The following is a 26,935-nucleotide window of genomic DNA, read 5'->3' as shown; positions in this document are numbered from 1 at the left end:
TCCGCTCGCGTGCTCCGCGCCACGACTCCTCCTCCCGCCCCCGCTCGCGCCCCCAGTCTGCCGTACGGACCGCCGTCCGTCCGATGTCCGGATTGCGCCGGTTCCCGGTCCGTCTTTCGCCCTAGGCCCACCGCCCGATCGCGAAACCGGGAGGGCGGAAGGGTAATCTCGGGCGCGGGAAGACGATCTAAGGAAGGACTCCCATGTTCTCTCGTCTGTTTGCACCGCGCGCCACCGTCCACGCCCACTGCGACCTGCCCTGCGGCGTCTACGACCCCGCGCAGGCCAAGCTGGAGGCCGAGTCGGTCAAGGCCACCCAGGAGAAGTACCAGGCCAACGAGGACCCGCACTTCCGCGCCCGCGCCGTCATCATCAAGGAGCAGCGCGCCGAGGCCGTCAAGCACCACATCTCGGTGCTGTGGAGCGACTACTTCAAGGCCCCGCACTTCGAGAAGTACCCGCAGCTGCACCAGCTGATCAACGACACCCTGAAGGCCGCCTCGGCCGCCAAGGCGTCCACGGACCCGGCCACCGGCCAGGCCCTGCTCGACCTGATCGCCCAGGTCGACAAAATCTTCTGGGAGACCAAGCAGGCCTGAGCCTGACGCGTCGCCACCCGACCGCCCCCGTCCGCACCGCCGGACGGGGGCGGTCGTGCGTTCACGTCCGACCCGGCCCGGTAAGGGTTGCCTGCCCTGAGTGGCTGTTATGCTGCCAGGGCGTCCGAGGGGGAAGTCCGGTGCGAATCCGGCGCTGACCCGCAACGGTGAGCACGGCCCGTACCCGCCCGTACGGCCGCGCCAGCCCGATCGCCCTCGGCCGCCGACCTCCCGACAACTCGCCGCGGACTGCGAGGGGAACGGCGCCCCGGCACGCCCCCGGCCCGCGCCCGCCCCGGCGCGCTCCCGGCCCGAGGCAAGGCGCACCCGTGAACCGCGCACCCGTCAACCGTGCAGTCGGCCCGCCCGCTCGCCGAATACCCGTCGTCCCGCTCGCCGCCGGACTCGCCGCCGCCCTGCTGCTCTCCCTGGTCTGCGGGGTCGCCCTCGGCTCCTCCGGGCTCGGCCTGCCCCGGGTGCTGCGGCTCCTGGGCGCCGGGCTGACGGGCGGCCGGCTGGAGGCGGACGAGGCGGCCGCGTACGCGATCGTCTGGGAGATCCGGCTGCCGCGCACCGTGCTGGCCGCCGTGGTCGGCGCCGGGCTGGCCGCCTGCGGGGTCGCCGTCCAGGCCCTGGTGCGCAACGCGCTGGCGGACCCCTTCGTGCTCGGCATCTCCTCCGGCGCGGCCGTCGGCGCCAACGCCGTGATGCTGTTCGGCGCCTTCGCCTCGCTCGGGGTGTGGGCGATCTCCGCCTCCGCCTTCGGCTCCGCGCTGGCCGCCATGACCCTGGTCTACGTCGCGGCCCGCACCGCGTACGGGCTCACCCCGCTGCGGCTGGTGCTCACCGGCACCGCGCTGTCCTACGGCTTCTCCGCCGCCACCACCCTGATGGTCTTCGCCGCCGACCGCGGCGAGGCCGCCCGGGACGTCATGATGTGGCTGCTCGGCAGCCTCGGCGGCGCCACCTGGGGCAAGGTGCCGATCGCCGCCGTCACCGTGCTGGCCGGGCTCGCCTACCTGGCCTGCACCGCCGGGCGGCTGGACGCGCTCGCGATGGGCGACGAGACCTCCGCCTCGCTCGGCGTGGACCCGGACCGGCTGCGCCGCGAGCTGTTCGTGGTGACCGCCGCCGTCACCGGCACCGTGGTCGCGGTCAGCGGGGCGATCGGCTTCGTCGGGCTGCTGATGCCGCACCTGGCGCGGATGCTGGTCGGCGCCGGGCACCGCCGGGTGCTGGTGGTCGCGCCGCTCGCCGGGGCGCTGCTGCTGGTCTGGGTGGACATCGCCTCGCGCACCCTGCTGGCGCCCGCCGAACTGCCCGTCGGGGTGTTCACCGCGGTGCTCGGCGTGCCCGCCTTCCTGGTGATGATGCGCCGCCGCGGCCAGGCCTTCGGAGGTGCCCGGTGACCGCGACGACCGACCCGACCCCGGTGCACGCCCAGGACCTCGCCGTCGACGGCGTCTCGGTGGAGCTGGCCGGCACCCGGCTGGTCCACGAGGTGAGCCTGGCGGCCGCCGCCGGGCAGGTGGTCGGGCTGATCGGCCCCAACGGCAGCGGCAAGTCGACCCTGCTGCGCTGCGTCTACCGGGTGCTGAAGCCGGCCGGCGGCGTGGTCCGGCTGGCCGGCGACGACCTGCACGCCCTCACCGCCCGCGAGAGCGCCCGCCGGGTGGCCGCGCTGACCCAGGAGCACTCCGCCGAGTTCGACTTCACCGTCGCCGAGGTGGTCGCCATGGGCCGGCTGCCGCACCGCCGCGGCTTCGGCGCCCAAGTCGACGGGGACGAGCGGCGCTGCGCCGAGGCGCTGCGCAAGGTCCGGGCCGGGCACCTCGCCGAGCGGGGCTTCCTGAGCCTGTCCGGGGGCGAGAAGCAGCGGGTGCTGTTCGCCCGCGCGCTGGTCCAGGAGCCGCGCCTGCTGGTGCTCGACGAACCCACCAACCACCTCGACATCGCGCACCAGTTGGAGGTGCTGGCGCTCGCCCGCGAGGCCGGTCCGACGGTGCTCACCGCGCTGCACGACCTCAACCTGGCGGCGGGCCACTGCGACCTGCTGTACGTCCTGCGGGACGGCCGGATCGTCGCCTCCGGGCCGCCCGACGAGGTGCTCCGACCCGCCCTGCTGGCCGAGGTGTTCGGCGTCCGGGGCACCCCGGTGCGCCACCCGGAGACCGGCGCCCTCCAGCTGCTGTTCGACCGCCTCCCCTGACCCCAAGGAACTCCCGTGCGCACCAAGGCCGTTGCCGCCACCGCCCTGCTCGCCCTCGGACTCGTCGGCTGCGGCGCCGAGATCGCCCCGAAGGAGGCCGCCACCGCCTCCGCCCACTACCCCGTGACGGTGGACAACTGCGGGGAGAAGCTCACCTTCGCGCAGAAGCCCGCCCGGGTGGTGACCAACGACGTCAACATCACCGAACTGATGCTCTCGCTCGGCCTCGCCGACCGGATGGCCGGCTACGTGATGCCCGACGACAAGGGGAAGATCGACCAGGTCGCCTGGAAGGACGGCTACCAGCAGACCACCTGGCTCTCCAAGAAGATCCTCACCAAGGAGATCGCGCTGGACGCCAAGGCCGACCTGGTCTTCGCCGGCTGGCACTACGGCTTCGACGAGGGCAGCGGCGTCACCCCGCAGGCCTTCAAGGCGCTCGGCGTCGACTCGTACGTGCTCAGCGAGTCCTGCCGCAGCGGCAAGGGCACCGAGCGCGGCGTGATGGACCCGCTGGAGGCGCTCTACACCGACCTGGCCAACCTCGGCGAGATCTTCGACGTCAAGGACCGCTCCGACAAGCTGATCGCGGACTTCAAGGCGCGGATCGCCGCCGTCCCGCCGGCCGAGCGCCGCCCGTCCGTCTTCCTGTACGACAGCGGGCAGGACAAGCCGTACACCGCCGGGAAGTTCGCCGCCGCCAACGAGATCATCGCCAAGGCGGGCGGGACCAACATCATGGGCGACCTCGCCGACAGCTGGGTCACGGCCGGCTGGGAGAGCGTGGTGCAGCGCGACCCCGAGGTGATCGTGATCAACGACTACGCGACGCCGAAGGCCGAGGAGAAGCGGAAGTTCCTGATGTCCTTCCCGCCGCTGGCCGACGTCGCCGCGGTCAGGAACGGCCGGATCTTCGTCATGGACTACGTCGACCTGGTGGAGAGCCCGCGCAACCCGGCCGCGATCAGCGCGCTGGCCGCCTACCTGCGCACCGTGCCGGCCCCCTGACCGGCCCGGATCCCGCTCCTCCGGGTCCGGGCGGCCGCGGGCGTACGCTCAAGGTACGAGCCGACGGAACCCGACCGGAGGAGCGAGATCATGACCACCACGACGGCCCCCGCCGCCTTCGACACCCGCGCACTGCGCGAGGGCATCGAACGCCGCGACGCCGAGGCCCTCCTGGCGCTCTACGCGGAGGACGCCGAACTGCGCATGGTCGACCGCAAGACCCAGCCCAGCCACCCCCTGGTGATGCACGGGCGGGAGGAGATCGGCGCCATGCTGGACGACGTCTACGGCCGCGAGATGACCCACACACTGGAACAGGTGGTCGTCCAGGGCGACCACGTCGCCTTCCTGGAGTCCTGCCGGTACCCGGACGGCGTCCGGGTGCTGATGTCCTCGATGGCCGGTCTGCGGGACGGCCGGATCATCGACCAGACCTCCCTCCAGGCCTGGGACGAGACCGGTCCCGAGCAGTAGGCTCACGGACATGATCCGCACCGCCGTCGCCACCGACGTCCCCGTCGTCCACGCCATGATCCGCGAACTCGCGGAGTACGAGAAGGCCCTGCACGAGGCGAAGGCCACCGAGGAGCAGCTGCACGAGGCCCTGTTCGGCGAGAACCCGGCCCTGTTCGGGCTGATCGCCGAGGACGACGCCACCGGTGAACCGGTCGGCTTCGCGGTCTGGTTCCGCAACTTCTCGACCTGGCGCGGCACCCACGGGATCTACCTGGAGGACCTGTACGTCCGCCCGGAGGCGCGCGGCGGCGGCCACGGCAAGGCGCTGCTGCTGGAACTCGCCCGGATCGCCGTCGAGCGCGGCTACTCCCGGGTCGAGTGGTCGGTCCTGGACTGGAACCAGCCCTCGATCGACTTCTACAAGTCGATCGGCGCGGTGCCGATGGACGAGTGGACGGTGTACCGGCTCTCCGACGGGGCGCTGGCCGCCGCCGGGCAGCGCTGAACGGCTCCCGGGAGTCCGGGGAAAGGGTCTGCCACCCTGCGTCGCAATGCCTTACCATGAGTAACTCCCGAACCGGGGTGCGGAAGGCAGAGCGATGGCGGATCCGCGGCGCCGGGCCCCCTTCGGGGGTAGCAAGCGGTAACAAGCGGGGTACCAAGAAAGCACAGCGCGCCACCCAGGAGGCAAGGGTGTCCCAGATCGACGGCGATCTCGGCGTTCAGGACTTCGTGGAGGTCCGGCTGCCCGCAGCCGGGGCCTACCTCTCCGTCCTGCGAACAGCGACGGCCGGGTTGGCGGCCCGGTTGGACTTCACGCTCGACGAGATCGAGGACCTGCGGATCGCGGTCGACGAGGCCTGCGCCATCCTGCTCCAGCAGGCGGTGCCCGGCTCCGTACTGTCCTGCGAGTTCCGGCTGGTCGGCGACTCGTTGAAGGTCACCGTCTCCGCCCCGACCACCGACGGCAAGGCTCCCGAACGGGACACCTTCGCCTGGACGGTGCTCTCCGCCCTGGCCGGCGAGGTCGACTCCTCGGTCGCCGAGGACAGGACCGTGACGATCAGCCTGCACAAGAAGCGCGGCGGGTCCCCCTCCCACTAGTCGGGCGCCGGACCGCACCGCACGACCGAGCAGCACCGAGCAGCACCGAGCAGCACCCGCGCAAGGGCCGTCCGCCGCTCCCCCGCTCAGGGGACCGACGGACGGCTCCCGGTACCGCCACCCACGCGGTACGACCAACGAGACGATTCCGGGGCCACCGGCCCCGGTGCTCCCGGAACGGAACGGGGGAATGGCCGTGAGTGATCTGGACCGTACCGGCCTCGCGACGGCGGGACCTGCCGTACCGACCCAGGCGAGCGTTCCCGGCCTCGCCGCCAACGACGAAGCGCACCCGAAGGACGCCCAGCGGATGAGCCACCCCACCGAGCCGACGTCCGAGCCGACGCCTGCCTCCGCGCCCCCGCCGGACCCGGTGGACGAGACGGCCCCGGCCGTCGGGACGGAACCGGCGGTCGAGGCCGACCCCGCGGTCGAGGCCGAGCCGACGGCCGAGGTCGAGCCGCACGTCGCCCTGCCCGCCCAGGGCTCGCACCGCACCGGCGCCCCGGACCGGGAGGCCGCCCGCGCGCTGTTCGTCCGGCTGTCCGCACTGCCCGAGGGCTCCCCGGAGCGGGTCGAGCTGCGCAACCAGCTGGTGCGGATGCACATCCCGCTGGTCGAGCACCTGGCCCGGCGCTTCCGCAACCGGGGCGAGCCGCTGGACGACCTGACCCAGGTCGCCACCATCGGCCTGATCAAGTCGGTGGACCGCTTCGACCACGAGCGCGGGGTCGAGTTCTCCACCTACGCGACGCCGACCATCGTCGGCGAGATCAAGCGGCACTTCCGCGACAAGGGCTGGGCGGTGCGCGTCCCGCGCCGCCTCCAGGAGCTGCGGCTGTCGCTCACCACGGCGACCAGCGAGCTCTCCCAGCGGCACGGCCGCTCCCCCACGGTGCACGAGCTGGCCGAGCACCTGGGGATCTCCGAGGAGGACGTCCTGGAGGGCCTGGAGTCCGCCAACGCGTACTCCACGCTGTCCCTGGACGTGCCGGACAGCGACGACGAGTCGCCGGCCGTCGCGGACACCCTGGGCGCGACCGACGAGGCGCTGGAGGGCGTCGAGTACCGCGAGTCGCTCAAGCCGCTGCTGGCCCAACTGCCGCCCCGGGAGCAGAAGATCCTGGTGCTGCGGTTCTTCCGGAACATGACCCAGTCGCAGATCGCCGCCGAGGTGGGGATCTCCCAGATGCACGTGTCCCGGCTGCTCGCCCGGACGTTGGCCCAGCTGCGGGAGAAGCTCCTGGTGGAGGAGTAGGACTGACGCTCCTTCAGTTCCCCCGGCTTGAGGCTCCCCGGCTTCAGGCTCCCGGCGGCCCTGTACCCCTAGTCCTCGGACGGGGCGTACAGGGCCGCCGTCGACTTCGGGTTCAGCAGGCAGCCGATGCCCACCAGGCCGAGCGCCCCGACCAGCACGCCGACCGCGATCATCGCGCCGCCGCTCTCGGCCATGTAGTAGCCGACCGGCAGGCAGATCGAGTTGGTCAGCACCGCCGGACTGCGGCCCCAGCGGCGCTCCTTGAGCAGGGCGCGGGCGGCCAGCACCGGCAGCACCCCGAGCAGCACGATGACCGCTCCGCCGAACTCGTTCAGAGCCAGCTGCTTGGACTGGCCGGACAGCGCGGCCACCATGTCCCAGACGCCGACGACGGCCAGCGCGGCGCCCGCCAGGGCCGTGATGGCGGCGCCCAGGGTCAGGGAGGCCGGGCGGCCGGATCCGGCCGAGGGTACGGGTGCGGAGGTTTCTGCGGTCACTCCAGCAGGGTAGCCGCCGGTTGCTCCGTACCGACCCGTAGGCTTTCCCCATGCGCGCTCTCCTGGTCGTGAACCACAAGGCCACCACCACCAGTGGCCGGACCAGGGACGTCCTGATCCACGCCCTGCGCAGCGATCTCAAGCTGGAGGTCGCCGAGACCCGCTACCGGGGCCACGCGCGCGACCTGGCCCGCGAGGCGGCGGAGGACGGCACGGTCGACCTGGTGGTGGCGCTGGGCGGGGACGGCACCGTCAACGAGGTGGTGAACGGGCTGCTGGCGCACGGCCCGGGCGAGAAGGTCCCGCGACTGGCCGTGGTGCCGGGCGGTTCGACCAATGTGTTCGCCCGCGCGCTGGGCCTGCCCAACGACCCGGTGGAGGCCACCGGCGCCCTGCTGGACGCGCTGGAGCACGGCCGGGAGCGGCCGATCGGGCTGGGCAAGGCGATGACCGAGGGGCTGCCGGACCGCTGGTTCACCTTCACCGCCGGCCTCGGCTTCGACGCCGGGGTGGTCGGGCGGGTCGAGGAGCAGCGCCGGGCCGGGCGCAAGTCCACCCACGCCCTGTACGTCGGCCAGGCCCTGCGGCACTACTTCACCCAGCGTGAGCAGCGCCGTTCCGGCCCCGTCTCCCTGGAGCTGCCGGGCCACGAGCGGGTTCCGGGCCTGGTGCTGTCGATAGTCAGCAACACCTCTCCCTGGACGTTCCTCGGCAACCGTCCGGTCTACCCCTCACCGCTCGCCTCCTTCGACACGGACCTGGACGTCTTCGGCATCACCCGGATGACGGCGTTCGGCACCGCTCGAACGGTCCGTCAGATCCTGCGGTCGTACACGACTTCGACCGACGGCGCCCCTCCCAGCGGCCCCTCCGGGAAGCACGTCGTCTCCTATCACGACGTCAGACACTTCACCTTGGTTTCGGAGGAACCGGCCCCGTTCCAGGTCGACGGGGACCATCTTGGAGACAGGAGTCGCGTCAGTTTCACAGGCGTACGGCGGGCACTGCGTGTGATTGTGTGACTGGAAGGGGGGTTCCTCCTTCTTCTCGAACGCACAAGCCCCCTTCACTCCATAGAAGTACTGGCTGTGAGCTAGGCGACACCGAAGAATCCAAAATTCCTCCCCGAAGGGGGTTGTATCCGAGCCCGAGGTTTGCGAACCTCTACATGGCGATCGGGACACATCGCAGCGACGGCAACTCCGGAACCACAGGAGCGCCGACCGCGGAGTGTCCCTCGAATCGCCGAATCCCCCCCAGCACAGACCACCCGGGCCCGACGGGCCTTTGGTCTCTTTTGCTGTTGCGGGATTCGTGAAAGCGTTCACATTCACAAGCCATTCGATTATGCCGATCGGGCCACCCCCCGCGGCAGGAGGAGTTGGACGACCATGGACTGGCGCCACCGCGCTGTCTGCCGCGAAGAGGACCCCGAGCTGTTCTTCCCGATCGGGAACACCGGTCCTGCTCTGCTGCAGATCGAGGAAGCCAAGGCCGTGTGCCGCCGCTGTCCGGTGATGGAGCAGTGCCTCCAGTGGGCGCTCGAGACCGGTCAGGACGCCGGCGTCTGGGGCGGCATGAGCGAGGACGAGCGCCGCGCGATGAAGCGCCGTGCAGCCCGCAACCGCGCCCGCACCGCCTGATCACCCGGCGATCACACGCCGTAGTACCAGCAGTGACCGCAGTACCGATCGACACATGATCAAAGGCTTCCCTGCACCTCCTGGTGAAGCCTTCCGCACCAAGGACCTCGCCCAGCCAGGTCCCGCGACACCGGACCCGCCCAAGCACTTGATACTGTTCACTTAGAGCAATATCGTGGAGCTGTGGCGCTCACCGTGTGCAACGCACCGGCGAGGTGTCGCACCACCCAGAGCCCCCGCTCCGGCCGACTCCCCCCGACGGCCGGAACGGGTTGAGAGGCCCTGTCGACCCACCCCCCCCGGTCGACAGGGCCTCGTTTCTGTTTCCGCACCCCGTTCCGCACCCCGGCGTGTGGGTGCGCGCACCCGGCGCTTCCGCCGGACGCACGCCCCCTCCACGCACCTGTGCGCATCCCCGCGCAACGGTTTCCTCGCGCAACGGTTTCCCCGCGGACGGGGATCTCAGCGGACGGGGATCTCCAGGATCACCTTCGTACCGCCGTTCGGGCCGGCCACCATGTCGAAGGTGCCGCCCAGTTCGCCGGTGGCCAGCGTCCGGACGATCTGCAGCCCGAGGTTGCCCGCCGTCTTCGGGTCGAAGCCCTCCGGCATGCCGCGGCCGTCGTCCTGCACCGTGATCAGCAGGTACTCCTCCGGCCGGGCGCCGCCGTTCCAGGTGTCCGACCAGCCCTTGCCGGTCGCCGGGGCCCGCCCGCGCAGCGCGCTGACCTCCAGGTTCCCGGAGGCGGTCGGACCGAACGCGTGCTCCAGGGCGTTCTGGAGCAGTTCGGTCAGCACCATCGACAGCGGGGTGGCCACCTCGGCGGAGAGGATCCCGAAGCTGCCGGTGCGGCGGGTCGCCACCCGGCCGTCCTGGGTCAGCTCCATCGCCATCGCCAGCACCCGGTCGGCGATCTCGTCGAAGGCCACCTGCTCGTCCAGCGCCTGGGAGAGCGTCTCGTGCACGATCGCGATCGAGCCGACCCGGCGCACCGCCTCGTCCAGCGCGGCCCGGGCGGACTCCGACTCCATCCGGCGGGACTGCAGCCGCAGCAGGGCCGCGACGGTCTGCAGGTTGTTCTTCACCCGGTGGTGGATCTCCCGGATGGTGGCGTCCTTGGTCATCAACTCGCGGTCGCGGCGGCGCAGCTCGGTCACGTCCCGGCAGAGCACCAGCGAACCGGTCAGGGTGCCCTTGGGCTTGAGCGGGATCGCCCGCAGGGTCACCACTCCCCCCTGCGCCTCCACCTCGGTCTGCCGGGGCGCCCAGCCGCTCGCCAGCTTCACCAGCGCCTCGTGGACGGCCGAGCGGGACGGCGGGGCGAGGTCGGCGGTGGCCCGGCCGAGGTGGCTGCCGACCAGGTCGGTGGTGAGGCCGAGGCGGTGGTACGCGGAGAGGGCGTTGGGGCTGGCGTAGGTGACCACGCCGTCCGCGTCCAGCCGGATCAGGCCGTCGCCGACCCGGGGGGCCGCGTCCATGTCGGCCTGCTCGACGCCGGGGAAGGGGAAGGAGCCGGCCGCGATCATCTGGGCCAGGTCGGAGGCGCTCTGGAGGTAGGTGAGCTCCAGCCGGCTGGGGGTGCGGACGGTCAGCAGGTTGGTGTTGCGGGCGATCACGCCCAGCACCTTGCCCTCGCGCCGGACCGGGATCGACTCGACCCGGACCGGGACCTCCTCGCGCCACTCCGGGTCGCCCTCGCGCACGATCCGGCCCTCGTCGAAGGCGGCGTCCAGCAGCGGGCGGCGGCCGCGCGGGACGAGGTGGCCGACCATGTCGTCCTGGTAGGAGGTGGGCCCGGTGTTGGGCCGCATCTGCGCCACCGAGACGTAGCGGATGCCGTCCCAGGTGGGGATCCACAGCACCAGGTCGGCGAAGGAGAGGTCGGAGAGCAGTTGCCACTCCGAGACCAGGTGGTGGAGCCATTCCACATCGGCCCCGGTGAGGGTGGTGTGGCGGCGGACGAGTTCGTTCAGCGAGGGCACATGGCGAGGGTAGCGCCGCCGGTCCGGGCCGGGCGCGCCAGGCCTCCCGCCGGGTCCGGACACCCCCTGAGTTGTTTAGACCAATTTTCCGGGAGGCCTGGACAACCGAGATTGGTCTAGTCCACAATGGAAGGGCACCAAGGAGAGGTCCCCGCGCAACTGCCCTGACCGCGCGCGGCCCCTCCTCGGTCGGACGCCGCAGATCGAGGACCCCGCACAGTTCTCGATCCCATCTGGCGCCCGACGACAGCTCCGGGCTGCGGTGCCGCATGGGTTGAGGGTCCCGTGTCGGCGCCGTGGCCCGTAGTGTTTTCCACCCCCGGGACCATGTCTCCGCCGCTCAACGAGCCGGCCCCGGTCCACAACCCGTGGACCGGGGCCGGCTCGCGCGCGGGACGGGCTACCGCGTCTCGGTGACCTTGGCCAGGGCGCGCGGGGCGTCCGGGTCCTGGCCGCGGGCGATGGTGACCTCGTAGGCCAGCAGCTGCAGCGGCAGGATCTCCAGGATCGGCTGCACCTCCTCGGGCACGCCGGCCGGCAGCGCGAAGCCGGCCGAGGCGGCGTCCACCTGCGCCTGCTGGCCGACCACCACCAGGTCCGCGCCGCGCCCGCGCAGCCGGTCCAGCACCGGCTGGAGGGCCTCGCCACCCTTGCCGTCCGGGACGATCGCGATCACCGGCGAGACGTTGTCCACCATCGCCAGCGGGCCGTGCAGCAGGTCGGCGCCGGAGAACGGGGTGGCCGGGATGTAGGTGGTCTCCATCAGCTTGAGCGCCGCCTCGCGGGCGGTCGGGTAGCCGTAGCCGCGCGAGGTGATCACCAGGCGCTGGGCGAAGCGGTAGCGCTCCGCCAACGCCTTCACCTCGGCCCGGCGGGACAGCACCCCGGCGGCCAGGCCCGGCAGCTCCTTGGCGGCCGCGCCGTCGCCCCCGCGCAGGCCCTCGACCAGCAGGTAGAGCGCCAGCAGCTCGGCGGTGTACGTCTTGGTGGCCGGCAGCGCCTTCTCCGGGCCGGCCAGCACGTCGATGTGGAACTCGGAGACCTCGGCGAGCGGCGAGGCGGCGTTGTTGGTCACCGCGAGCGTGACGGCCCCGGCCTCGCGGGCGGCCTTGGTGGAGGCCACCAGGTCGGGCGAGCCGCCGGACTGGCTGACGGTGACGACCAGCACGTCGGTGAGGTCCGGCTTGGCGCCGTACGCGGTGGTGGTGGACATCGAGGTCAGGCCGGCCGGCTTGCCGAGCAGGATCTCGATCAGGTACTTGGCGTACAGCGCGGCGTTGTCGGACGTGCCGCGCGCGGTGAGCAGGACGAAGCGCGGGCGGCGGGCGGCGATCTGTGCGGCGACCTCGCGGATCTTCGGGGCACCCTCGTCGAGGATGCGCTGGAGGACGGCCGGCTGCTCGGCCATCTCCGCCGCCATGATCCGGCCGGGGACGGGAACGGTCTGCGGGTCGGACATCTGGGTCTGCCTCCGGTGAGACGGTTCGACCCCGCTCGGGCGGCTGCCCGGCGGGGACCTCCAGGCGGCGAGTCCGCACACTCGCTGCGGTCCTTCGTCCCACGATCCTACGGGCGCGCCCGCCGCCGGGCACCTCCGTCCGCACACCCGCGCGCCCCGCGCGCACGCCCACCCGCGCACCCCTCCGGACGCCCTTCCGACGACGGGACGGGCGTCCGGAGACGGGCGCGACGGGAGGTCAGGACGCCTTGTTGATCAGCTGGTCGATCGCGGCGTCGGCCTCCTTGGTGGCCTGGTCCACCGACTTGCCCTTGAGGATCGAGGTCAGCATGTCCGGGATGATCTTCTGCTTCTCGACCGCGCCCCAGCCGGGGGCCAGCGGGGTGAACCAGGCGTCCGGGACGGCGTTGGCCGCGGCGGCGGTGCTCGGCTTGCTCTTCAGCGGGTTCAGCTGGGTCAGGTTGTTCGGCAGGATGTCCTTGTCGGCCAGCGCCTGCTCGGACTTGGTGCTGGTGAACATCCGGATCCAGTCGGTGGCCAGCGCCACCTGCTGGGACTTGGCGGTGACGGCGAGGTCGGAGCCGCCGATGAAGGTCGGCAGCGGCTTGCCGTCCGGGCCGGGCATGGTGGCCACCTTGACGGCGTCCTTGAGGCTCGGGTCGCCGGTGACCGGCGCGGTGACGCTGGCCGCCTCGTAGCCGTTGCCGTAGAAGGACGCGGCGTGCCCGCGGGCCATCGACTCGAACTGGTTCTGCTCGTTCACCGCCAGGTCGCCCTTGTTGTACTTGCGCACCAGGTCGACGAAGTGGCTGATGCCCTGCTGGGACTTGGGGTCGTGCAGGGTGCCGTGCCAGTTGCCGGAGCCGTCGAACTTGGCGATGCCGCCGCCGTACGCGGCCACGTAGCTCATCGCGGCGTACCAGTACGGGCCGGGCAGGTAGAGCGGGGAGAAGGTCTTGTCGGCCTTGTTCCGGTCCGCGACCTTGTCCAGCGCGGCCAGCAGCTCCGCCTCGGTCTTCGGGAAGTCGGCGCTGCCGGTGGCCTGCTGGAAGGCGGTGGAGTTGTAGATGGCGACCCGGGAGCCGGCGTAGTAGGGCACGCACCAGAGCTTGTCCTGGTACGTACAGGTGTTGGCGAGCGCCTTGATCCAGCTGTCGGAGTTGTCGAAGGTGCCGCGGTCCACCGGGGCCAGCGCGCCGGAGAGCACGTACTTCATGGTCTCGGTGTTGCCCAGCTCGACCACGTCGGGGGCGCTGCCGTCGGCGATGGCCTTGTCGAGCTTGGCCAGCTTGTCGGCCCAACCCTGGTAGGCGAGCTTGAGGGTGACGTTCGGGTACTTCGCCGCGAACTCGTCGTTGACCCGCTGGACCAGGTCCGGCCAGTTCTTCTGGGCGTCGTCCATCAGCCAGACGGTGACGGTGCCACCGGCGGCCTTCGGGTCCGCGGAACCGGCCGCGCCGGCGTCGCCCGAGGGCTTCGCCGTCGAGGAACAGGCCGTCAGACCGACCGCCAGTGCCAGGGTCCCGAGCGTCGACATGAGCTGACGCTTCTTCACGCCATCCTCCGAGGGGTGTAGAGCCGTTGTGCCCGCCGGCAGCGTGATTGGCGCCCGTGGCGGAGAGTCCGGACAGGGGGCGGCGAAGAGCTTGGGGGAGGGCCGATACCACATCCGGCGAGGTTGAATCTCGAACCGGATGACTGGACTCTGGCCTAGACCATAGGTGGTGTCAACGACCAAAAGCCTTCGTCGGGGCGGCCGTTGCAGAGCCGTTGTACCGCGTGGCCGCCAGTCGTCGTTCCGTCACCCTAAGTAGGTCTTAAGGTGGATTTAAGGCCTGCTTGAGGGAACACGGTCACTCGGTGGTCCCCCGGGTCGACGGCGGGGAAACAGAACGGGCCCGCCATGCGACATGCGCATGACGGGCCCGTTCGCCGACGCCACCGGACAGCGCCGGTGACGTCGCGTCGATCGTGTCAGCCGACCGCTCCCGGCTGCCCGGTGAGGACCTCCACGGCCGCCAGTCCGCAGACCCGGGCGGCGCCGTGGGTGGCGATGTACAGCGCGCCGACCGGCTCCGACTGGGGCAGGCCCATCTCGACCACGGCGGCGTCCGGCCGGGCCGCCACCAGGCGGCGCAGCGCGGCGGACATCCACGCGTGCCGGTGCGCGTCCCGGACCACCAGCACCAGGCGGCGGCCCTCGGCGCCGGCCAGCAGCTCGCCGACCAGGGCGTCCAGCAGCTCCGGCGCGGCCTCGGCCGCCGACACCGCGCGGGTGCGGGTGCCGGGGAAGCGGTCCGCCAGCATGCCGGCCACACCCCACGGGGTGACGTCGCCGACCGCGATGTTCGGCTCGTCCGAGAACGAGGCCACGTACGGGCGCTCGCTCACCGGCGGCACCACCTGGCCCGGCGCCCGGACCACCTTGAGCGCCCGGCGCGCGGCCCGCAGGCCGACCGCCAGGTCCGGCTCGACCCGCTCGCCCTGGGCCGCGATCCGGCCCCAGCTGCCCAGCGCCCGGACCCGCTCGGCGGCGTCCGCCAGCCGCTCCTCGGCGAGCAGGCCGGAGCGCACGCCCGCCACGATGGCGTCGCGCAGCATCAGCACGGTCTCCTCGTCGGCCAGCCCGCCGCCGACGCAGATCGCGTCCGCGCCGGCCGCCAGGGCCAGCACGGTGCCCTCGCCCATCCCGAAGGTGTCGGCGATGGCGCCCATCTCGATCGCGTCGCTGACGATCAGGCCCTGGTAGCCGAGGCCGCCGTCGGCCGGGGCCGCGCGCAGCAGGTCGCGCAGCACGGTCGGGCTCAGGGTGGCCGGCAGCTTCGGGTCCAGCGCCGGGATCATGATGTGGGCGGTCATCACGGCCTTGGTGCCGGCCGCGATCGCCGCCTGGAACGGGATCAGGTCGCGGGCCCGCAGCACGTCCAGGTCGACGTCGATGACCGGCAGGCCGTGGTGCGAGTCCACCGCGGTGTCGCCGTGGCCGGGGAAGTGCTTGGAGCAGGCGGCCACGCCGGCCGACTGCAGGCCCTCCACCCAGGCGGCGGTGTGCCGGGCGCACAGCTCGGGGTCGGCGCCGAAGGAGCGGACGCCGATGACCGGGTTGCGCGGGTTGGAGTTGACGTCCGCGGTGGGCGCCCAGTTGTAGTTGACGCCGGCCGCGGCCAGCGCCCGGCCCAGCTCGCGGGCGACGTCCCGGGTCAGCGCCGGGTCGTCGATCGCGCCGAGCGCGAGGTTGCCCGGCCAGGACGAGCCGGAGCCCGCCTCCAGCCGGGTGACGTCGCCGCTCTCCTCGTCGATGGCGATCAGGAGGTCGGGGTTCTCGGCGCGCAGCGCCCGGGTGAGCGCGGACAGCTGGTCGAGGTCGACCACGTTGCGGTCGAACAGCGCGACCGAGCCGAGGCCCGCGGCGAGGTGGCGGCGCAGCCACTCCGGCGGCTCGGTGCCGACGAAGCCGGGCTGGAGGACGGTCAGGGCGTCGCGGTGCAGCTGGTCGCTGTCCGGCACGGTGGGAACGAGGATGCTCACGTGGACTCAGCCCTTCACGGCGCCGTCGGTCAGACCGCCGACCGCCTTGCGCTGGAGGAAGACGAACAGGATCAGCACGGGGATGGCGAACATCGTGGACGCGGCCATGGTGGCGCCCCAGTCGTTGCCGAAGGCGGTCTTGAAGGACGACAGCCACAGCGGCAGCGTCTTGCCCTGGTCCTTGTTGAGGATCAGGACGAGCGGGAACTCGTTCCACGCCGTGATGAAACCGAACAGCGAGGTCGACATCAGGCCCGGGGCCAGCAGCGGGAAGATCACCTTCACGAAGGCCTGGGAGCGGGTGCAGCCGTCCACCATGGCCGACTCCTCCAGCTCCTTCGGCACCGCGGCGATGAAGCTGCGCAGCGTCCAGATGGTGAAGGGCAGGACCATCATCATGTAGAAGAGGGTCAGCGGCACCAGGCTGTTCAGCATGTCGTTGTCGCGGGAGATGATGTAGACCGCGATGGTCATGACCTCCCAGGGCGCCATCTGGGCCATCATGATGACCAGCACGAAGGCCTTGCGGCCGCGGAACCTCATCCGGGCGATGGCGAAGGACGCCAGGGTGGCGATCACCAGTGACCCGAGCACCGCGCCGACGGTGACGACGACGCTGTTGAGGACGTACGTCCAGAAGTTCGGCGCGTTGACCGCGGTGGTGAAGTGCTCGAAGGTCGCGTCGAGCGGGATGAACACCGGCGTCGGGCTGATGATGTCGCTGTTCTGCTTGAACGCGGTCGCGAACATCCAGTAGACGGGGAACACGAAGAAGACGGCGAGGACGGCCGCGATCACGTTCAGCCAGGTACGTCCGAAGAGAGAGCGCCTCACAGCTCGTCCTCCTGCTTGATCATGATGCGGAAGTAGTACGCCATCAGCACGCCCAGCATCAGGATGGTGAGCACCGCGATCGCGGAGCCGACGCCGTAGTGCTGGCCGGCCGAGCCCTCCAGGAAGGCGTGCACCGGCAGGGTCCGGGTCAGCTTCTCCGGTCCACCGGCGTTGACCGCGTAGACCTGGGTGAACGCCTTGAACACCCAGATGACCTCGAGGAAGGTCGTGGCCAGGAAGAACGGCTTCAGGTTGGGGAAGATCACCGCGGTGAAGATCTTGCGCGCGCCGGCGCCGTCCATCCGGGCCGCCTCGTAGAGCTCCTTCGGGATGGTGGTCAGGCCGGCGTACATGTTGAACGCCACGAACGGGATCGACATCCAGACGATCAGCAGGATGATCACGAAGAACGTCGAGTACTGGTTGCTGAGCCAGTTGTAGCCGTGCATCGACTGCCAGCCGAGCTGCTCCAGGATCCAGTTGACGACGCCCCACTGGGAGTCGAACAGCCAGGTGTAGACGGTGGTCGCGGCGACCACCGGCATGGCCCAGGCCAGCAGCAGCGCGACCTGGAGCACCAGCCGCATCTTCTTGCCGAGCTGGTTCAGCAGCAGACCGATCAGGGTGCCGCCGACCATGATCAGCACCACGTTGACCAGGGTGAAGACGATGGTCCGGCCGGTGACCGACCAGAACTCCGGGTCGGTCAGCTGCTCCTTGTAGTTGTCGAAACCCGTCCACTCGGTCAGGTGCAGGACCAGCTGGCGCCTGTTGAGGTTCTGGAACGACAGCAGGACCGTCTTGAGCAGCGGCCAGCCCAGCAGGGCCAGGGTCGCCACGGTGGCCGGCAGCAGCAGCAGGTACGGCGCGAGGCGTGAGCCCAGGCTGGGGCCGCCCGCGGATCTGGCGCCCTTCGGCGCGGTGCCCTTCGAGCCGCCGCCCGAGGCGCTCGTCTCTTGACCGGCCACAGCGGCCTTCCCTGGGTCCGGGGACTGTGTCTGCACCCGCTCCGAATGCACAGCCATCGTTCTCACTTCCTCACAACCTGGCCACGACGGACAGGCGCCGCCCACCGGCCCCCCGCCGGGGGCCGGTGAACGACGCTGCTGGGACCCGCCTCCGGACTCCCGCCTGCGGGAGGGCCGAGGACGGGTCCCGGGTGCTTACTGCTTCTGGTTGAGCTTCTTGGCGATCTCGTCGTCGTACTTCTTGGCCGTGGAGGCGAAGTCGCCGCCCTGGAGGACAGCGGTCAGGAACTCCTTGACCGGGTTCGGGTTGTCCTCGACGCTGGACCAGTTCGGGGTGTTCGGGGTGATCGCGCCGACGGTGGCGCCCTGCTGGGCGGCCTTGGCGAAGTCGCCCTGGATGTTGGCGTTCAGCGCGGGCTTGTTCGTGGTGATGCCGGCGGCGGCGAACAGACCCTCGTTCTTGTCGTTGAGGGCGATCTTCAGGTAGTCCTTGGCCATGTCGGTGTTCTTGCTCTGCGAGGCGATCGCGAGGTTCGAACCACCGAGGAACACGCCGGTGGGCTTGTCGGCGGTCTTGCCGGGGAGCGCGAAGTAGCCGATCTTGTCCTTCGGCATGGCCTTCTCGTCCGGCAGCTCCCAGCCGAGGCCGATCATGGCGCCGACGTTGCCCTGGGCGAAGACGTCCTTCTGCTGCGGGGTGGCCTCGTCCTTGTCCTTCGGACCGGTGGCCGAGTAGCCCTGGAGCTTCTTGTAGGTCTCGAAGGCCTTCTGGCTCTCGGGCGAGCCCAGGCCGCCGACCCACTTGTCGCCGTCCTTCTTGGCGATCTTGCCACCCTCGCTGGTGAGCAGACCGAAGTAGACGTACCACTCCTGGCCGGGCATGTAGATCGGGTCGACGACGCCCTCGGTGGTCTTCAGCTTCTCCAGGTCGCTGTAGAACTCCTCCAGGGTCTTCGGCGTGTCGGTCAGGCCGGCCTTGGTCCACAGGTCCTTGTTGTAGGCGACCACGCGGTTGGTGACGTACCACGGGGCGGCGTACTGCTTGCCGTCCAGGACGGCGGACTCGTTCTGGTTGGCGGGCCAGGCGTCGCCGCCCAGGGCGGCCTTCTCCTTGGTGAGGTCGAGCAGACCGCCCGAGGAGGCGTAGCCGGCGGTCTGGGTGTTGCCGACCTCCAGGACGTCGACCGAGCCCTCCGACAGCGCGGCGGTGATCTTGGCGCCGATGCCGCCCCACTCCTGGGTCGCGTACTCGACCTTCGAGCCCGGGTAGGTGGTCTCGAACTCGGTCTTGACCGCGTCGGTCCAGCCCTTCGGGGCGGAGCCGGTCATGGTCCAGACCTTGAGCGTCTTGCCCTTGTACTTGTCCGCCGCGGAGGCGGAGGACGACCCCGAGTCGCCCTCGCTCTTCTTGCCGTCCGAGCCGCAAGCCGCCAGGCCGACGACCATTGCTGCGACGCCGACCGCCGCGATGAGCTGACGCTTCATTACGCCATCCTCCTGAGGGATGCCTGGGTTACCCCCGTCGGGCGGCAGCGGCAGACCCACACAAAGCGGGGGGAAAGGTGCCGCGGACCCCTTCGAACGGGTGGGGGGATTCATAGCTACCGGCCTAGTGGTGTAGACCAGCTGCCTGGAGCTTGGCCTAGACCAATGGGCCTGTCAACGGCTGTTCGACCGATCTCGACCACCCGTTATCAAGCCGACACCGCACATCGTTCATCGCGTGATGAGGTATTCGTTCCGTAGCCATACATGCAACGATGTGAGCCGTTAACGATGTGGCGGGGTCGCCGTAGGCCTCGCGAGAAGCGGGAGAACAGGTCCGATGAGCAGCGACGGGGGATCCACCGCCCAGGTCAACGACCCCGAGGTGAACAGCCTCCCGACGCAGGCCGGCACCGACCCGACCGCGCGCGTCCCCAAGTACTACGGCCTGAAGCGGCACCTGCTGCAGCTCACCGAGACCCAGCCCGCCGGCACCCCGGTGCCGCCCGAGCGGGCGCTCGCCGCCCAGTTCGACACCTCCCGCACCACCGTGCGCCAGGCCCTCCAGGAGCTGGTCGTCGAGGGCCGGCTGGAGCGCATCCAGGGCAAGGGCACCTTCGTCGCCAAGCCCAAGGTCGCCCAGGCCCTCCAGCTGACCTCCTACACCGAGGACATGCGGGCCCAGGGCCTGGAGCCCGCCTCCCGGCTGATCGAGATCGGCTACATCACCGCCGACGACCGGCTCGCCCCGCTGCTCGACATCAAGCCCGGCGGCCGGGTGCTGCGGATCGAGCGCCTGCGGCTCGCCAACGGCGACCCGATGGCCATCGAGGTCGCCCACCTCTCCGCCAAGCGCTTCCCGGCCCTGCGCCGCAACCTGGCCAAGCACACCTCCCTCTACGCGGCGCTGCGCGAGGTGTACGGGGTCACCGTGGCCGAGGCCGAGGAGACCATCGAGACCACCCTGGCCAACCCGCGCGAGGCCGGCCTGCTCGGCTCCGACCTCGGCCTGCCGATGCTCCAGCTCTCCCGGCACTCCTTCGACAACGACGGGGCCCCGGTCGAGTGGGTGCGCTCCATCTACCGCGGCGACCGCTACAAGTTCATCACCCGACTGAAGCGTCCGGAGTAGCCGCACTCCCCCACCGCATCCCGGGCACCGGCGCGCGCGACCCACGCGCCGGTGCCCTTCGCGTTCCGCGGCGGCTTCTCCCGCGGCCCCCGGCGGTGGTGGCTTTTGCGCCCCCCGGCGGCGGACTCCGGCCGGTTGCGTCCGGCTGGTGGGAAGTTCGGTCAATCCCGGTGACATGGATCACCCCATGCTCTAGATTGCGCAGCCGTACTGGCCTGACTGCCGATCACCGATGGTGCTGCTCGGCGGGCCCGTGCGGCGCTCGGCGCCGAGGGGCTGCGGCGCCGACGGGGAACCCCTCCGGAGCGGAGCCGAAGATGCCCTCTGATCCTCCCAGCGTCGAAGATGTCATGCCCGAGCCAGCCGGGAGGCCCGTCCCGGCCGTGACGCCCGAGCGGGTGCTGGCCGGCCTCGCCCTGCTCGTGCCGATCGTCGCGACGCTCTGGGTGTCCTCGTACGACAAGAGCGACCCGGCGGTGGCCGGGGTGCCGTTCTTCTACTGGTACCAGCTGCTCTGGGTGCCGGTGTCGGCCGTGTTCACGGTCGCCGCCTACCTGCTGATCACCCGGGACGAGAAGGCCCGCAAGGCGGCCCGGAAGGGCGGTGCGCGATGAAGGACGTCAACGTGCCGGCCCTCGTGGTCTTCGTGCTGTTCTTCGCCCTCGTCACCGTGATGGGCTTCCTCGCCTCGCGCTGGCGCCGCGCGGACAACGCCGCGCACCTGGACGAGTGGGGCCTGGGCGGCCGCAGCTTCGGGACCTGGGTGACCTGGTTCCTGCTCGGCGGCGACCTCTACACCGCGTACACCTTCGTCGCCGTCCCGGCCGCGGTGTACGCGACCGGCGCGGCGGGCTTCTTCGCGGTGCCGTACACGATCATCGCCTACCCGCTGGTCTTCCTCTTCCTGCCCCGGCTCTGGTCGGTCTCCCGGGTGCACGGCTACGTGACCCCGGCCGACTTCGTGCGCGGCCGGTACGGCTCGCGACCGCTGTCGCTGGTGGTCGCGCTCACCGGCATCCTGGCCACCATGCCGTACATCGCCCTGCAACTCGTCGGCATCCAGGCCGTGCTGGACGTGCTGGGGGTCGGCGGCGGGGAGAACGCCAACTGGTTCGTCAAGGACCTGCCGCTGTTCATCGCCTTCGGCGTGCTGGCCGCCTACACCTACTCCTCCGGCCTGCGGGCCCCGGCGCTGATCGCCTTCGTCAAGGACGCCCTGGTCTATATCGTGATCATCGTCGCGGTGATCTACATCCCGATCCGGCTCGGCGGCTACGGGCACATCTTCGACTCGGCCGCGCAGCACTTCAAGGAGGTCAAGGGCGGCTCGCTGACCATCCCCGAGAACAAGCAGTGGACGTACGCCACGCTCGCCCTCGGCTCGGCGATGGCGCTGTTCATGTACCCCCACTCGGTGACCGGCGTGCTGGCCTCCAAGTCCCGCAAGACCGTGCGCCGCAACATGGCGATCATGCCCGCCTACTCGCTGATGCTGGGCCTGCTGGCACTGCTCGGCTTCATGGCGCTCGCGGCGGGCGTCGGCAAGGGCGTCAAGGGCTACAACGCCCAGCTGTCGGTGCCCCAGCTGTTCGCGGACATGTTCCCGGACTGGTTCACCGGCGTGGCCTTCGCCGCGATCGGCATCGGCGCGCTGGTGCCGGCCGCCATCATGTCCATCGCGGCGGCCAACCTGTTCACCCGCAACGTCTACAAGGAGTGGCTCAAGCCCGCCGCCACCCCCGCCGACGAGACCCGGATCGCCAAGCTGGTCTCGCTGCTGGTGAAGGTCGGCGCGCTGGTCTTCGTGCTCGGCATGGACAAGCAGGCCGCGATCAACCTCCAGCTGCTGGGCGGCCTGTGGATCCTGCAGACCTTCGTGGCGATCGTCGGCGGCCTGTTCACCCGCTGGTTCCACCACTGGGCGCTGTTCGCCGGCTGGGCGGCCGGCATGGTGTACGGCACCTGGAAGGCGTACGGGATCGCCAGCCCGGCCACCAAGCACTTCGGCGGCAACGCGGCCGAGATCCCCGGCATCGGCGAGATCGGCTACATCGGCGTCACCGCCTTCGCCCTCAACCTGGTCGTCGCGGTGGCGCTCACCCTGGTGCTGCGGGCGGTCAAGGCGCCGGACGGCCCGGACGAGACCAGGCCGTCCGACTACAGCGCCGAAGCCGGCGACGACGAGCTGAAGAACGCGCCGGAGCCTGTAGCGGCGCACTGATTCGCGCGGTACGCGCCCTGTGATCGCGCCGCCTTCTCCGTGAACACTGGAGAAGGCGGCGCGATCATATGTATGAACAGGCGTGCACGCCGGGCACCACCAGACCGGACCGGCATCCGGCCGGGACCTGATCGACCACGGGGAGCTCGCGGCCATGGCAGAACTCGGCACCACCCTCAACGGCCAGCACCAGTCCACGCAGGGCCAGCACCACCACGTCACCGCGCAGGGCCAGCACGGCACCACCCAGGGTCAGCACACCGCCGGCCACGGGCCGCACACCACCGGCCAGGGCCAGCACGGCACCGCCCACCGCCCGTCGGCGGCCGGCCGGCTGCCGTCCGTGCTGATCGCCACCCGGCACGGGGAGTCCACCGCCAACGTCGAGTTCCAGCTGGCCGAGGCCGCCGGAGCGCTCAGCGTCCCGATCAGCTGCCGCGACGCCGACATCCCGCTGTCGCTGCAGGGCCGCCGGCAGGCCCAGGCGCTCGGCCACTGGTGGGCCGGCCTGCCCAGCGCCGACCGCCCGCGCAGCGTCTGGTGCTCGCCGTACGTGCGCACCGCCGAGACCGCCCGGATCGCGCTCGCCCAGGCCGCCGGGCTCGGCTCCGTCCCGGTCACCCTCGCCGTCCGGTACGACGAGCGGCTGCGCGACCGCGAACTCGGCGTCCTGGAGATGCTGCCGAAGGCCGCGATCGAGGCCAAGCACCCGGAGGAGGCGGCCCGGCGGCGCAAGATGGGCGAGCTGTACTACCGCCCGCCGGGCGGCGAGTCCTGGGCCGACGTCGCCCTGCGGGTGCGCAGCCTGCTGCGGGACCTCTGCGAGGAGGAGGCCGGACGGCCCGTCCTGCTGGTCGCGCACGACTGCACGGTGCTGATGCTCCGCTACGCGCTGGACCGGCTCACCGAGGACCAGCTCACCGCGCTCGGGCCGGTGCACAACTGCTCCACCAGCCTCTGGCGGGCCCAGGACGGGCGGCTGCGGCCGGACGGCTGGAACGGCGTCGGGCACCTGACGGCCGGGACGGACTGACGGTTGGTCCGGACCGACCGACTGGCGGGAACCGGCGGCTTCCTCAGCCCGCCTTCGGTTCCGGTTCCGGGGCCGGGTCCGGGTCCGGGTCGGCGAAGCAACGCCGGTAGGCCAGCGGCGTGGTGCCCAGCCGGCGGCCGAAGTGGTGCCGCAGCGCGGCCGCGTTGCCGAAGCCGCAGCGGGCGGCGATCGCGTCCACCGGCTCGGTGGTGTACTCCAGCAGCCGCTGGGCGAGCAGCACCCGCTGCCCGACCAGCCAGCGGTGCGGGGTGGTGCCGGTCTCCTGCTGGAAGCGGCGGGCGAAGGTGCGCGGCGACATGTGCGCCCGGGCGGCCAGCTGCTCGACGGTGGCCTCCTCGGCCAGGTGGTGGCGCATCCAGTCCAGCAGCGGGGCCAGCGAGTCGCCGGCGGCCTCCGGCAGCGGCCGGTTCACGAACTGGGCCTGCCCGCCCTCCCGGTGCGGTGCCACCACCATCCGGCGGGCGATCTCCCGGGCCACCTCGGCGCCCTGCACCTTGCGCACCAGGTGCAGACAGGCGTCGATGCCGGCCGCCGTCCCGGCCGAGGTGATCACCGGGTCGTCGTCCACGTACAGCACGTCCGGCTCGACCGTGGTCAGCGGGAAGCGCTCGGCCAGCTCCTCGCCGTGCCGCCAGTGCGTGGCGGCACGACGGCCGTCCAGCAGCCCGGCGGCGCCCAGCACGAAGGCGCCGCTGCAGATGGACAGCACCCGGCCGCCGCCCTCGACCACCCCGCGCAGCGCCGCCAGCAGCGGCTCCGGGTAGCCGGGGCGGATGCTCGCCGCGGTGACCACGGCGAGGTCCGCACCGGCGAGGCGCTCGGGACCGTACGGGACGTCCACCGCGAATCCGGAGTGGGTGGCGTGCGGCCCCGGCCGGGCCCCGGCGATCGCGAAGTCGTAGCCCGGCAGCCCGTCGGCGGTGCGGTCCAGGCCGAACACCTCGCAGGCCACACCCAGTTCGAAGGGGTGGACCTCCTCCAGCACCACCGCGACCACGTTCTTCAGCATGCCCACCAGGATGCCCCCGGCGCCCGCCCCGGCGGAAGGAAGGGGACGGCGGGAGGATGGCAGGATTTCGAGGCGATCGGTCGTTCCTGCCACTCGTGGCCGCGGCGCCGCCCGGCCACAGTGGTGCCCATGGACAGCGACACCCTCATCGGCTCACTCGCGATGACCGCGGCCGTCGGCGGTTTCGGCCTGCTCGGCCTGCTGATCGGCCGCGAGACCTCCCACGGCCCGGCGGCCGGCCGCGACAACTACCACCGCCCGGGCGGCTACCCGGCCGACCCGGCCCGCCCCGACCGGCTGCACGGCACCGCCGACCCGTCCTCGACCCCGGCCCCGTCGAGCGCTTCGACCCCTCCGACCCGTTCGACCCCGGAGGACCGTCCCGACCAGGGCTCCGGCACACTGGCCGCATGGACTTCCTCATCCGCCAGGCCCTCCCGGAGGACCTCGCCGACGCCGGCCGGATCACCGTCGAGGCCTTCGTCGGCGACGGCTTCACCAACCCCACGAGCAGCTACGTCGACCTGCTGCGCGACGCCGAGCGACGGGCCCGCGAGGCCGAACTCCTGGTCGCCGTCGACACGGCCGGAGCCGGGGTCCTCGGCTGCGTGACCTACGCGGTCGGCGGCACCGAGTGGGCGGACATCGCCACCCCGCGGGAGGGCGAGATACGGATGCTCGCCACCGCCGCCGCCTCCCGCGGCCGCGGCGTCGGCGAGGCCCTGGTCCGCGCCACCGTCACCCGCAGCCGCGAACTCGGCCTGGCCGGCATGGCCTTCTCCACCCGCCCGGAGATGACCACCGCCCACCGCGTCTACGAGCGCATCGGCTTCCGGCGCACCCCCGAACGCGACTGGGCCCCGTACCCGGGGATGGACCTGATGGTCTACACCATGGCCTTCTGACGACCGGCCCGGGCGCCCGTCACGGCTTCTTGTCGTACCCGGGCGCCACGTAGACGGTGTACCGGCCGTGCTTCCCGCTCGTCACCACGGTGACCACCCGGTACCCGGAGGCCTTCAGGGTGGGCTGGATCGCCTTGTCGATGGCCCCGGTCTGGGTGAAGTCCAGGACCACGACCTTCCACTCGTGGGCCTGGATGCCGGCCTGGATCGCGGGCACCCCGTTCTGCATCTCGCCGGTGGCCGGGTCCCGTCGGAAGACGGCCACCAGGTCGTGCCACTGCTGCCAGGTGGTCTGCTTGCGCAGGTAGTACGCGGGGACGTTGTAGTTCTCGACCAGGTACCGGTCGTCGCCCTTGACGATGTACGGCTCCAGGGCGGCGACGAACTCCTTCGAGTTCGACCACTCGCCGTACATCTCCCGGCCCTGGGCCGCGCCCACCCAGGCGAGCGGGCCGACCACCAGGGCGGCCGCCGCCACCCCGGCCACCAGGTGCAGACGGCCCTTCAGCCACAGCGCCGTACGGGCCAGCACCAGGCCCACCACGATGCAGGAGAACCAGGCGCCGAAGTCGACGTGCTTCTGCAGCGACAGCCAGGTGTGGATGCGGATCTGGTTCACCGGCGCCATCAGCCCGGCCAGCAGCAGCAACAGCGCCAGCCAGAACTCGGGCCAGGCCGCGCCGCCGCGCCGCCGCGCCCGCACCAGCTGCACCAGCACCCCGGCCAGCGCGACCACCAGCAGCGGACCCACCCAGCGGGCGGCCTCCGAGGCCACGTAGGAGTACGAGTCGTGGCCCGGGGCGCGCTTGAGCGTGGTGTGGTTGAAGCCGTTGACGTACTTCTCGCCGGCCGCCAGCGCCGCCGCGCCGACCGCCACCACGAAGGTGAGCAGCACCAGCAGCCCGCGCCGCCAGGCCTCCCAGCTGCGCAGCGACCCGCGCGGCCCGGCCAGCACCGCGATGCCGCACACCACCGGCACCCACAGCAGCGCGGCGTACTTGGTGGCGCCGGCCAGGGCCAGCAGCAGCCCGGAGGCGACCAGGCTCGGGTACCCGCCGCCCGTGGTCAGCCGCACCGCGAAGTACCCGGCCCAGGCGAGGACCGCCAGCGCCATCGCGTCGTAGGTGGCCAGGCCGCCGAGGAACTGGGTGGGGCCGAGCGCGACGAAGGCCGCCGCCGCGCAGAACGCCGCGAGCGAGCCGTGCAGCCGACGGGTGGCCAGGTGGACGGCCGTGGTGGCGGAGAGCATGAACGCCAGGCTCAGCAGCCGGGCGCCGTTCAGCCCGCCGACGAAGTCCGCGACGGCCACCACCACCGGGTAGATCAGCGGGGATCCGGAGAAGAAGGTCTCGTACGTCGACACCGGGGTGCCGTGCCGCAGGTGCGCGATCTCCTGGTAGCCCGCGTAGATGTAGGTGCCCTCGTCGATGAAGGCGGTGTTGCTGAGGATCAGGTGGTACGAGAGCGCCGCCTGGACCAGCAGCACGGCCAGCAGCGGCAGCCAGTCCGCCCGCAGCACCGGCCGGGCCGGGTGCGGCACCCGGGGCGGCCCGGGCCTGCGGCGGCGCCGGTCGGCCGGGGAG

General features: G+C 71.5%; 25 protein-coding genes and 1 riboswitch. Of the genes, 15 read left to right on the top strand and 10 right to left on the bottom strand.

Going from position 1 to position 26,935, the window contains the following annotated elements:
• The first annotated feature begins 203 nt into the window (after window positions 1-203).
• The 8 genes from sodN (at window position 204) to AE652_RS02585 (ending at window position 6,634) form a co-directional block, all read left to right on the top strand.
• Entirely contained in the window at window positions 204-599 is a 396-nt protein-coding gene (sodN, locus tag AE652_RS02620) for a superoxide dismutase, Ni (protein ID WP_049649434.1), read from the top strand.
• Between the two features lie 81 nt (window positions 600-680).
• Window positions 681-806, top strand: a riboswitch (cobalamin riboswitch).
• A gap of 122 nt (window positions 807-928) precedes the next feature.
• Complete coding sequence (locus AE652_RS02615) at window positions 929-2,008, top strand: iron ABC transporter permease (RefSeq protein WP_049649433.1); 1,080 nt, start codon at window positions 929-931, stop codon at window positions 2,006-2,008.
• Complete coding sequence (locus AE652_RS02610; RefSeq protein WP_234348192.1) at window positions 2,005-2,808, top strand: ABC transporter ATP-binding protein; 804 nt, start codon at window positions 2,005-2,007, stop codon at window positions 2,806-2,808. Before AE652_RS02615 ends, AE652_RS02610 begins: the two co-directional genes overlap by 4 nt.
• Before the next feature lie 15 nt (window positions 2,809-2,823).
• A complete protein-coding gene (locus tag AE652_RS02605; protein ID WP_049649432.1) occupies window positions 2,824-3,816 on the top strand; it encodes an ABC transporter substrate-binding protein in 993 nt (330 codons plus the stop codon).
• A 90-nt stretch (window positions 3,817-3,906) separates the two neighbouring features.
• Window positions 3,907-4,290, top strand: a complete 384-nt coding sequence (locus AE652_RS02600; protein ID WP_049649431.1) for a nuclear transport factor 2 family protein — start codon at window positions 3,907-3,909, stop codon at window positions 4,288-4,290.
• A 10-nt stretch (window positions 4,291-4,300) separates the two neighbouring features.
• Window positions 4,301-4,777 carry a GNAT family N-acetyltransferase gene (locus AE652_RS02595; protein ID WP_049649430.1) on the top strand — a complete coding sequence of 159 codons (477 nt, stop codon included), beginning with the start codon at window positions 4,301-4,303 and terminating at the stop codon, window positions 4,775-4,777.
• Between the two features lie 188 nt (window positions 4,778-4,965).
• Window positions 4,966-5,376: an anti-sigma regulatory factor gene (locus AE652_RS02590; RefSeq protein ID WP_049649429.1), complete on the top strand. Its 411-nt coding sequence runs from the start codon at window positions 4,966-4,968 to the stop codon at window positions 5,374-5,376.
• Window positions 5,377-5,566: 190 nt separating this feature from the next.
• The gene (locus tag AE652_RS02585; RefSeq protein ID WP_074001418.1) at window positions 5,567-6,634 is read left to right on the top strand and encodes an RNA polymerase sigma factor SigF; all 1,068 of its coding nucleotides are present in this window, start codon (window positions 5,567-5,569) and stop codon (window positions 6,632-6,634) included.
• Window positions 6,635-6,702: 68 nt separating this feature from the next.
• On the opposite strand, the gene AE652_RS02580 is transcribed toward AE652_RS02585, so the two are convergent.
• Entirely contained in the window at window positions 6,703-7,131 is a 429-nt protein-coding gene (locus tag AE652_RS02580) for a hypothetical protein (protein WP_049649428.1), read from the bottom strand.
• Window positions 7,132-7,181: 50 nt separating this feature from the next.
• Between AE652_RS02580 and AE652_RS02575 the strand changes: the two genes are divergently transcribed.
• Both AE652_RS02575 and AE652_RS02570 read left to right on the top strand, forming a co-directional pair.
• On the top strand, window positions 7,182-8,153 hold the full coding sequence (locus AE652_RS02575) for a diacylglycerol kinase family protein (protein WP_049649427.1): 972 nt from the start codon (window positions 7,182-7,184) through the stop codon (window positions 8,151-8,153).
• Between the two features lie 369 nt (window positions 8,154-8,522).
• A complete protein-coding gene (locus tag AE652_RS02570; RefSeq protein ID WP_014138019.1) occupies window positions 8,523-8,774 on the top strand; it encodes a WhiB family transcriptional regulator in 252 nt (83 codons plus the stop codon).
• 462 nt (window positions 8,775-9,236) lie between these two features.
• On the opposite strand, the gene AE652_RS02565 is transcribed toward AE652_RS02570, so the two are convergent.
• The 7 genes from AE652_RS02565 to AE652_RS02535 all read right to left on the bottom strand — a co-directional run bounded on the left by AE652_RS02565 (window position 9,237) and on the right by AE652_RS02535 (window position 19,031).
• A complete protein-coding gene (locus tag AE652_RS02565) occupies window positions 9,237-10,757 on the bottom strand; it encodes a sensor histidine kinase (protein ID WP_181970676.1) in 1,521 nt (506 codons plus the stop codon).
• A 400-nt stretch (window positions 10,758-11,157) separates the two neighbouring features.
• Window positions 11,158-12,216, bottom strand: coding sequence for an SIS domain-containing protein (locus tag AE652_RS02560; RefSeq protein ID WP_049649426.1), 1,059 nt, complete (start codon window positions 12,214-12,216; stop codon window positions 11,158-11,160).
• A gap of 238 nt (window positions 12,217-12,454) precedes the next feature.
• Window positions 12,455-13,753, bottom strand: a complete 1,299-nt coding sequence (locus AE652_RS02555) for an extracellular solute-binding protein (RefSeq protein WP_049649425.1) — start codon at window positions 13,751-13,753, stop codon at window positions 12,455-12,457.
• Between the two features lie 437 nt (window positions 13,754-14,190).
• Window positions 14,191-15,744, bottom strand: a complete 1,554-nt coding sequence (locus AE652_RS02550; RefSeq protein WP_049649424.1) for a glycoside hydrolase family 3 protein — start codon at window positions 15,742-15,744, stop codon at window positions 14,191-14,193.
• 6 nt (window positions 15,745-15,750) lie between these two features.
• A complete protein-coding gene (locus tag AE652_RS02545) occupies window positions 15,751-16,578 on the bottom strand; it encodes a carbohydrate ABC transporter permease (RefSeq protein ID WP_049649423.1) in 828 nt (275 codons plus the stop codon).
• On the bottom strand, window positions 16,575-17,603 hold the full coding sequence (locus tag AE652_RS02540) for a carbohydrate ABC transporter permease (RefSeq protein ID WP_049649422.1): 1,029 nt from the start codon (window positions 17,601-17,603) through the stop codon (window positions 16,575-16,577). The genes AE652_RS02545 and AE652_RS02540 overlap by 4 nt, the downstream gene beginning before the upstream one ends.
• 138 nt (window positions 17,604-17,741) lie before the next feature.
• Window positions 17,742-19,031: an extracellular solute-binding protein gene (locus AE652_RS02535; RefSeq protein ID WP_049649421.1), complete on the bottom strand. Its 1,290-nt coding sequence runs from the start codon at window positions 19,029-19,031 to the stop codon at window positions 17,742-17,744.
• A 340-nt stretch (window positions 19,032-19,371) separates the two neighbouring features.
• Between AE652_RS02535 and AE652_RS02530 the strand changes: the two genes are divergently transcribed.
• From AE652_RS02530 to AE652_RS02515, 4 genes are all read left to right on the top strand, one after another.
• A complete protein-coding gene (locus AE652_RS02530) occupies window positions 19,372-20,163 on the top strand; it encodes a GntR family transcriptional regulator (protein WP_049649420.1) in 792 nt (263 codons plus the stop codon).
• Window positions 20,164-20,513: 350 nt separating this feature from the next.
• Window positions 20,514-20,777: a DUF3311 domain-containing protein gene (locus AE652_RS02525; RefSeq protein WP_049649419.1), complete on the top strand. Its 264-nt coding sequence runs from the start codon at window positions 20,514-20,516 to the stop codon at window positions 20,775-20,777.
• The gene (gene mctP / locus AE652_RS02520; RefSeq protein ID WP_049649418.1) at window positions 20,774-22,384 is read left to right on the top strand and encodes a monocarboxylate uptake permease MctP; all 1,611 of its coding nucleotides are present in this window, start codon (window positions 20,774-20,776) and stop codon (window positions 22,382-22,384) included. The genes AE652_RS02525 and mctP overlap by 4 nt, the downstream gene beginning before the upstream one ends.
• Window positions 22,385-22,538: 154 nt before the next feature.
• A complete protein-coding gene (locus AE652_RS02515; protein WP_107086342.1) occupies window positions 22,539-23,417 on the top strand; it encodes a histidine phosphatase family protein in 879 nt (292 codons plus the stop codon).
• A 43-nt stretch (window positions 23,418-23,460) separates the two neighbouring features.
• Here AE652_RS02515 and AE652_RS02510 read toward each other — a convergent pair whose 3' ends face one another.
• The gene (locus tag AE652_RS02510) at window positions 23,461-24,447 is read right to left on the bottom strand and encodes a helix-turn-helix domain-containing protein (protein WP_049649417.1); all 987 of its coding nucleotides are present in this window, start codon (window positions 24,445-24,447) and stop codon (window positions 23,461-23,463) included.
• Window positions 24,448-24,857: 410 nt separating this feature from the next.
• On the opposite strand from AE652_RS02510, the gene AE652_RS02505 reads away from it, so the two are divergent.
• On the top strand, window positions 24,858-25,352 hold the full coding sequence (locus AE652_RS02505; RefSeq protein WP_049649416.1) for a GNAT family N-acetyltransferase: 495 nt from the start codon (window positions 24,858-24,860) through the stop codon (window positions 25,350-25,352).
• Window positions 25,353-25,371: 19 nt separating this feature from the next.
• Here the strand turns inward: AE652_RS02505 and AE652_RS02500 are convergent.
• Window positions 25,372-26,935: glycosyltransferase family 39 protein (locus tag AE652_RS02500; RefSeq protein ID WP_049649415.1), on the bottom strand; the 1,564-nt coding region annotated here is incomplete at its 5' end.

Source organism: Kitasatospora sp. MY 5-36, from assembly GCF_001182915.1.
Classification (GTDB): Bacteria; Actinomycetota; Actinomycetes; order Streptomycetales; family Streptomycetaceae; genus Kitasatospora.
The sequence above is the reverse complement of the archived record's forward strand: the minus strand, read 5'-3'. Positions and strand labels throughout refer to the sequence as shown.

Excerpts from the sequence above, each read along its gene's own strand:
- AE652_RS02540 (WP_049649422.1), bottom strand. The coding sequence starts at position 17,603 with ATGGCTGTGCATTCGGAGCGGGTGCAGACACAGTCCCCGGACCCAGGG.
- AE652_RS02585 (WP_074001418.1), top strand. The coding sequence starts at position 5,567 with ATGGCCGTGAGTGATCTGGACCGTACCGGCCTCGCGACGGCGGGACCT.
- AE652_RS02600 (WP_049649431.1), top strand. The coding sequence starts at position 3,907 with ATGACCACCACGACGGCCCCCGCCGCCTTCGACACCCGCGCACTGCGC.
- AE652_RS02510 (WP_049649417.1), bottom strand. The coding sequence starts at position 24,447 with ATGCTGAAGAACGTGGTCGCGGTGGTGCTGGAGGAGGTCCACCCCTTC.
- AE652_RS02525 (WP_049649419.1), top strand. The coding sequence starts at position 20,514 with ATGCCCGAGCCAGCCGGGAGGCCCGTCCCGGCCGTGACGCCCGAGCGG.
- mctP (WP_049649418.1), top strand. The coding sequence starts at position 20,774 with ATGAAGGACGTCAACGTGCCGGCCCTCGTGGTCTTCGTGCTGTTCTTC.
- AE652_RS02515 (WP_107086342.1), top strand. The coding sequence starts at position 22,539 with ATGGCAGAACTCGGCACCACCCTCAACGGCCAGCACCAGTCCACGCAG.
- AE652_RS02555 (WP_049649425.1), bottom strand. The coding sequence starts at position 13,753 with ATGTCGACGCTCGGGACCCTGGCACTGGCGGTCGGTCTGACGGCCTGT.
- AE652_RS02560 (WP_049649426.1), bottom strand. The coding sequence starts at position 12,216 with ATGTCCGACCCGCAGACCGTTCCCGTCCCCGGCCGGATCATGGCGGCG.
- AE652_RS02535 (WP_049649421.1), bottom strand. The coding sequence starts at position 19,031 with ATGAAGCGTCAGCTCATCGCGGCGGTCGGCGTCGCAGCAATGGTCGTC.
- AE652_RS02595 (WP_049649430.1), top strand. The coding sequence starts at position 4,301 with ATGATCCGCACCGCCGTCGCCACCGACGTCCCCGTCGTCCACGCCATG.
- AE652_RS02505 (WP_049649416.1), top strand. The coding sequence starts at position 24,858 with ATGGACTTCCTCATCCGCCAGGCCCTCCCGGAGGACCTCGCCGACGCC.
- AE652_RS02530 (WP_049649420.1), top strand. The coding sequence starts at position 19,372 with ATGAGCAGCGACGGGGGATCCACCGCCCAGGTCAACGACCCCGAGGTG.
- AE652_RS02570 (WP_014138019.1), top strand. The coding sequence starts at position 8,523 with ATGGACTGGCGCCACCGCGCTGTCTGCCGCGAAGAGGACCCCGAGCTG.
- AE652_RS02575 (WP_049649427.1), top strand. The coding sequence starts at position 7,182 with ATGCGCGCTCTCCTGGTCGTGAACCACAAGGCCACCACCACCAGTGGC.
- sodN (WP_049649434.1), top strand. The coding sequence starts at position 204 with ATGTTCTCTCGTCTGTTTGCACCGCGCGCCACCGTCCACGCCCACTGC.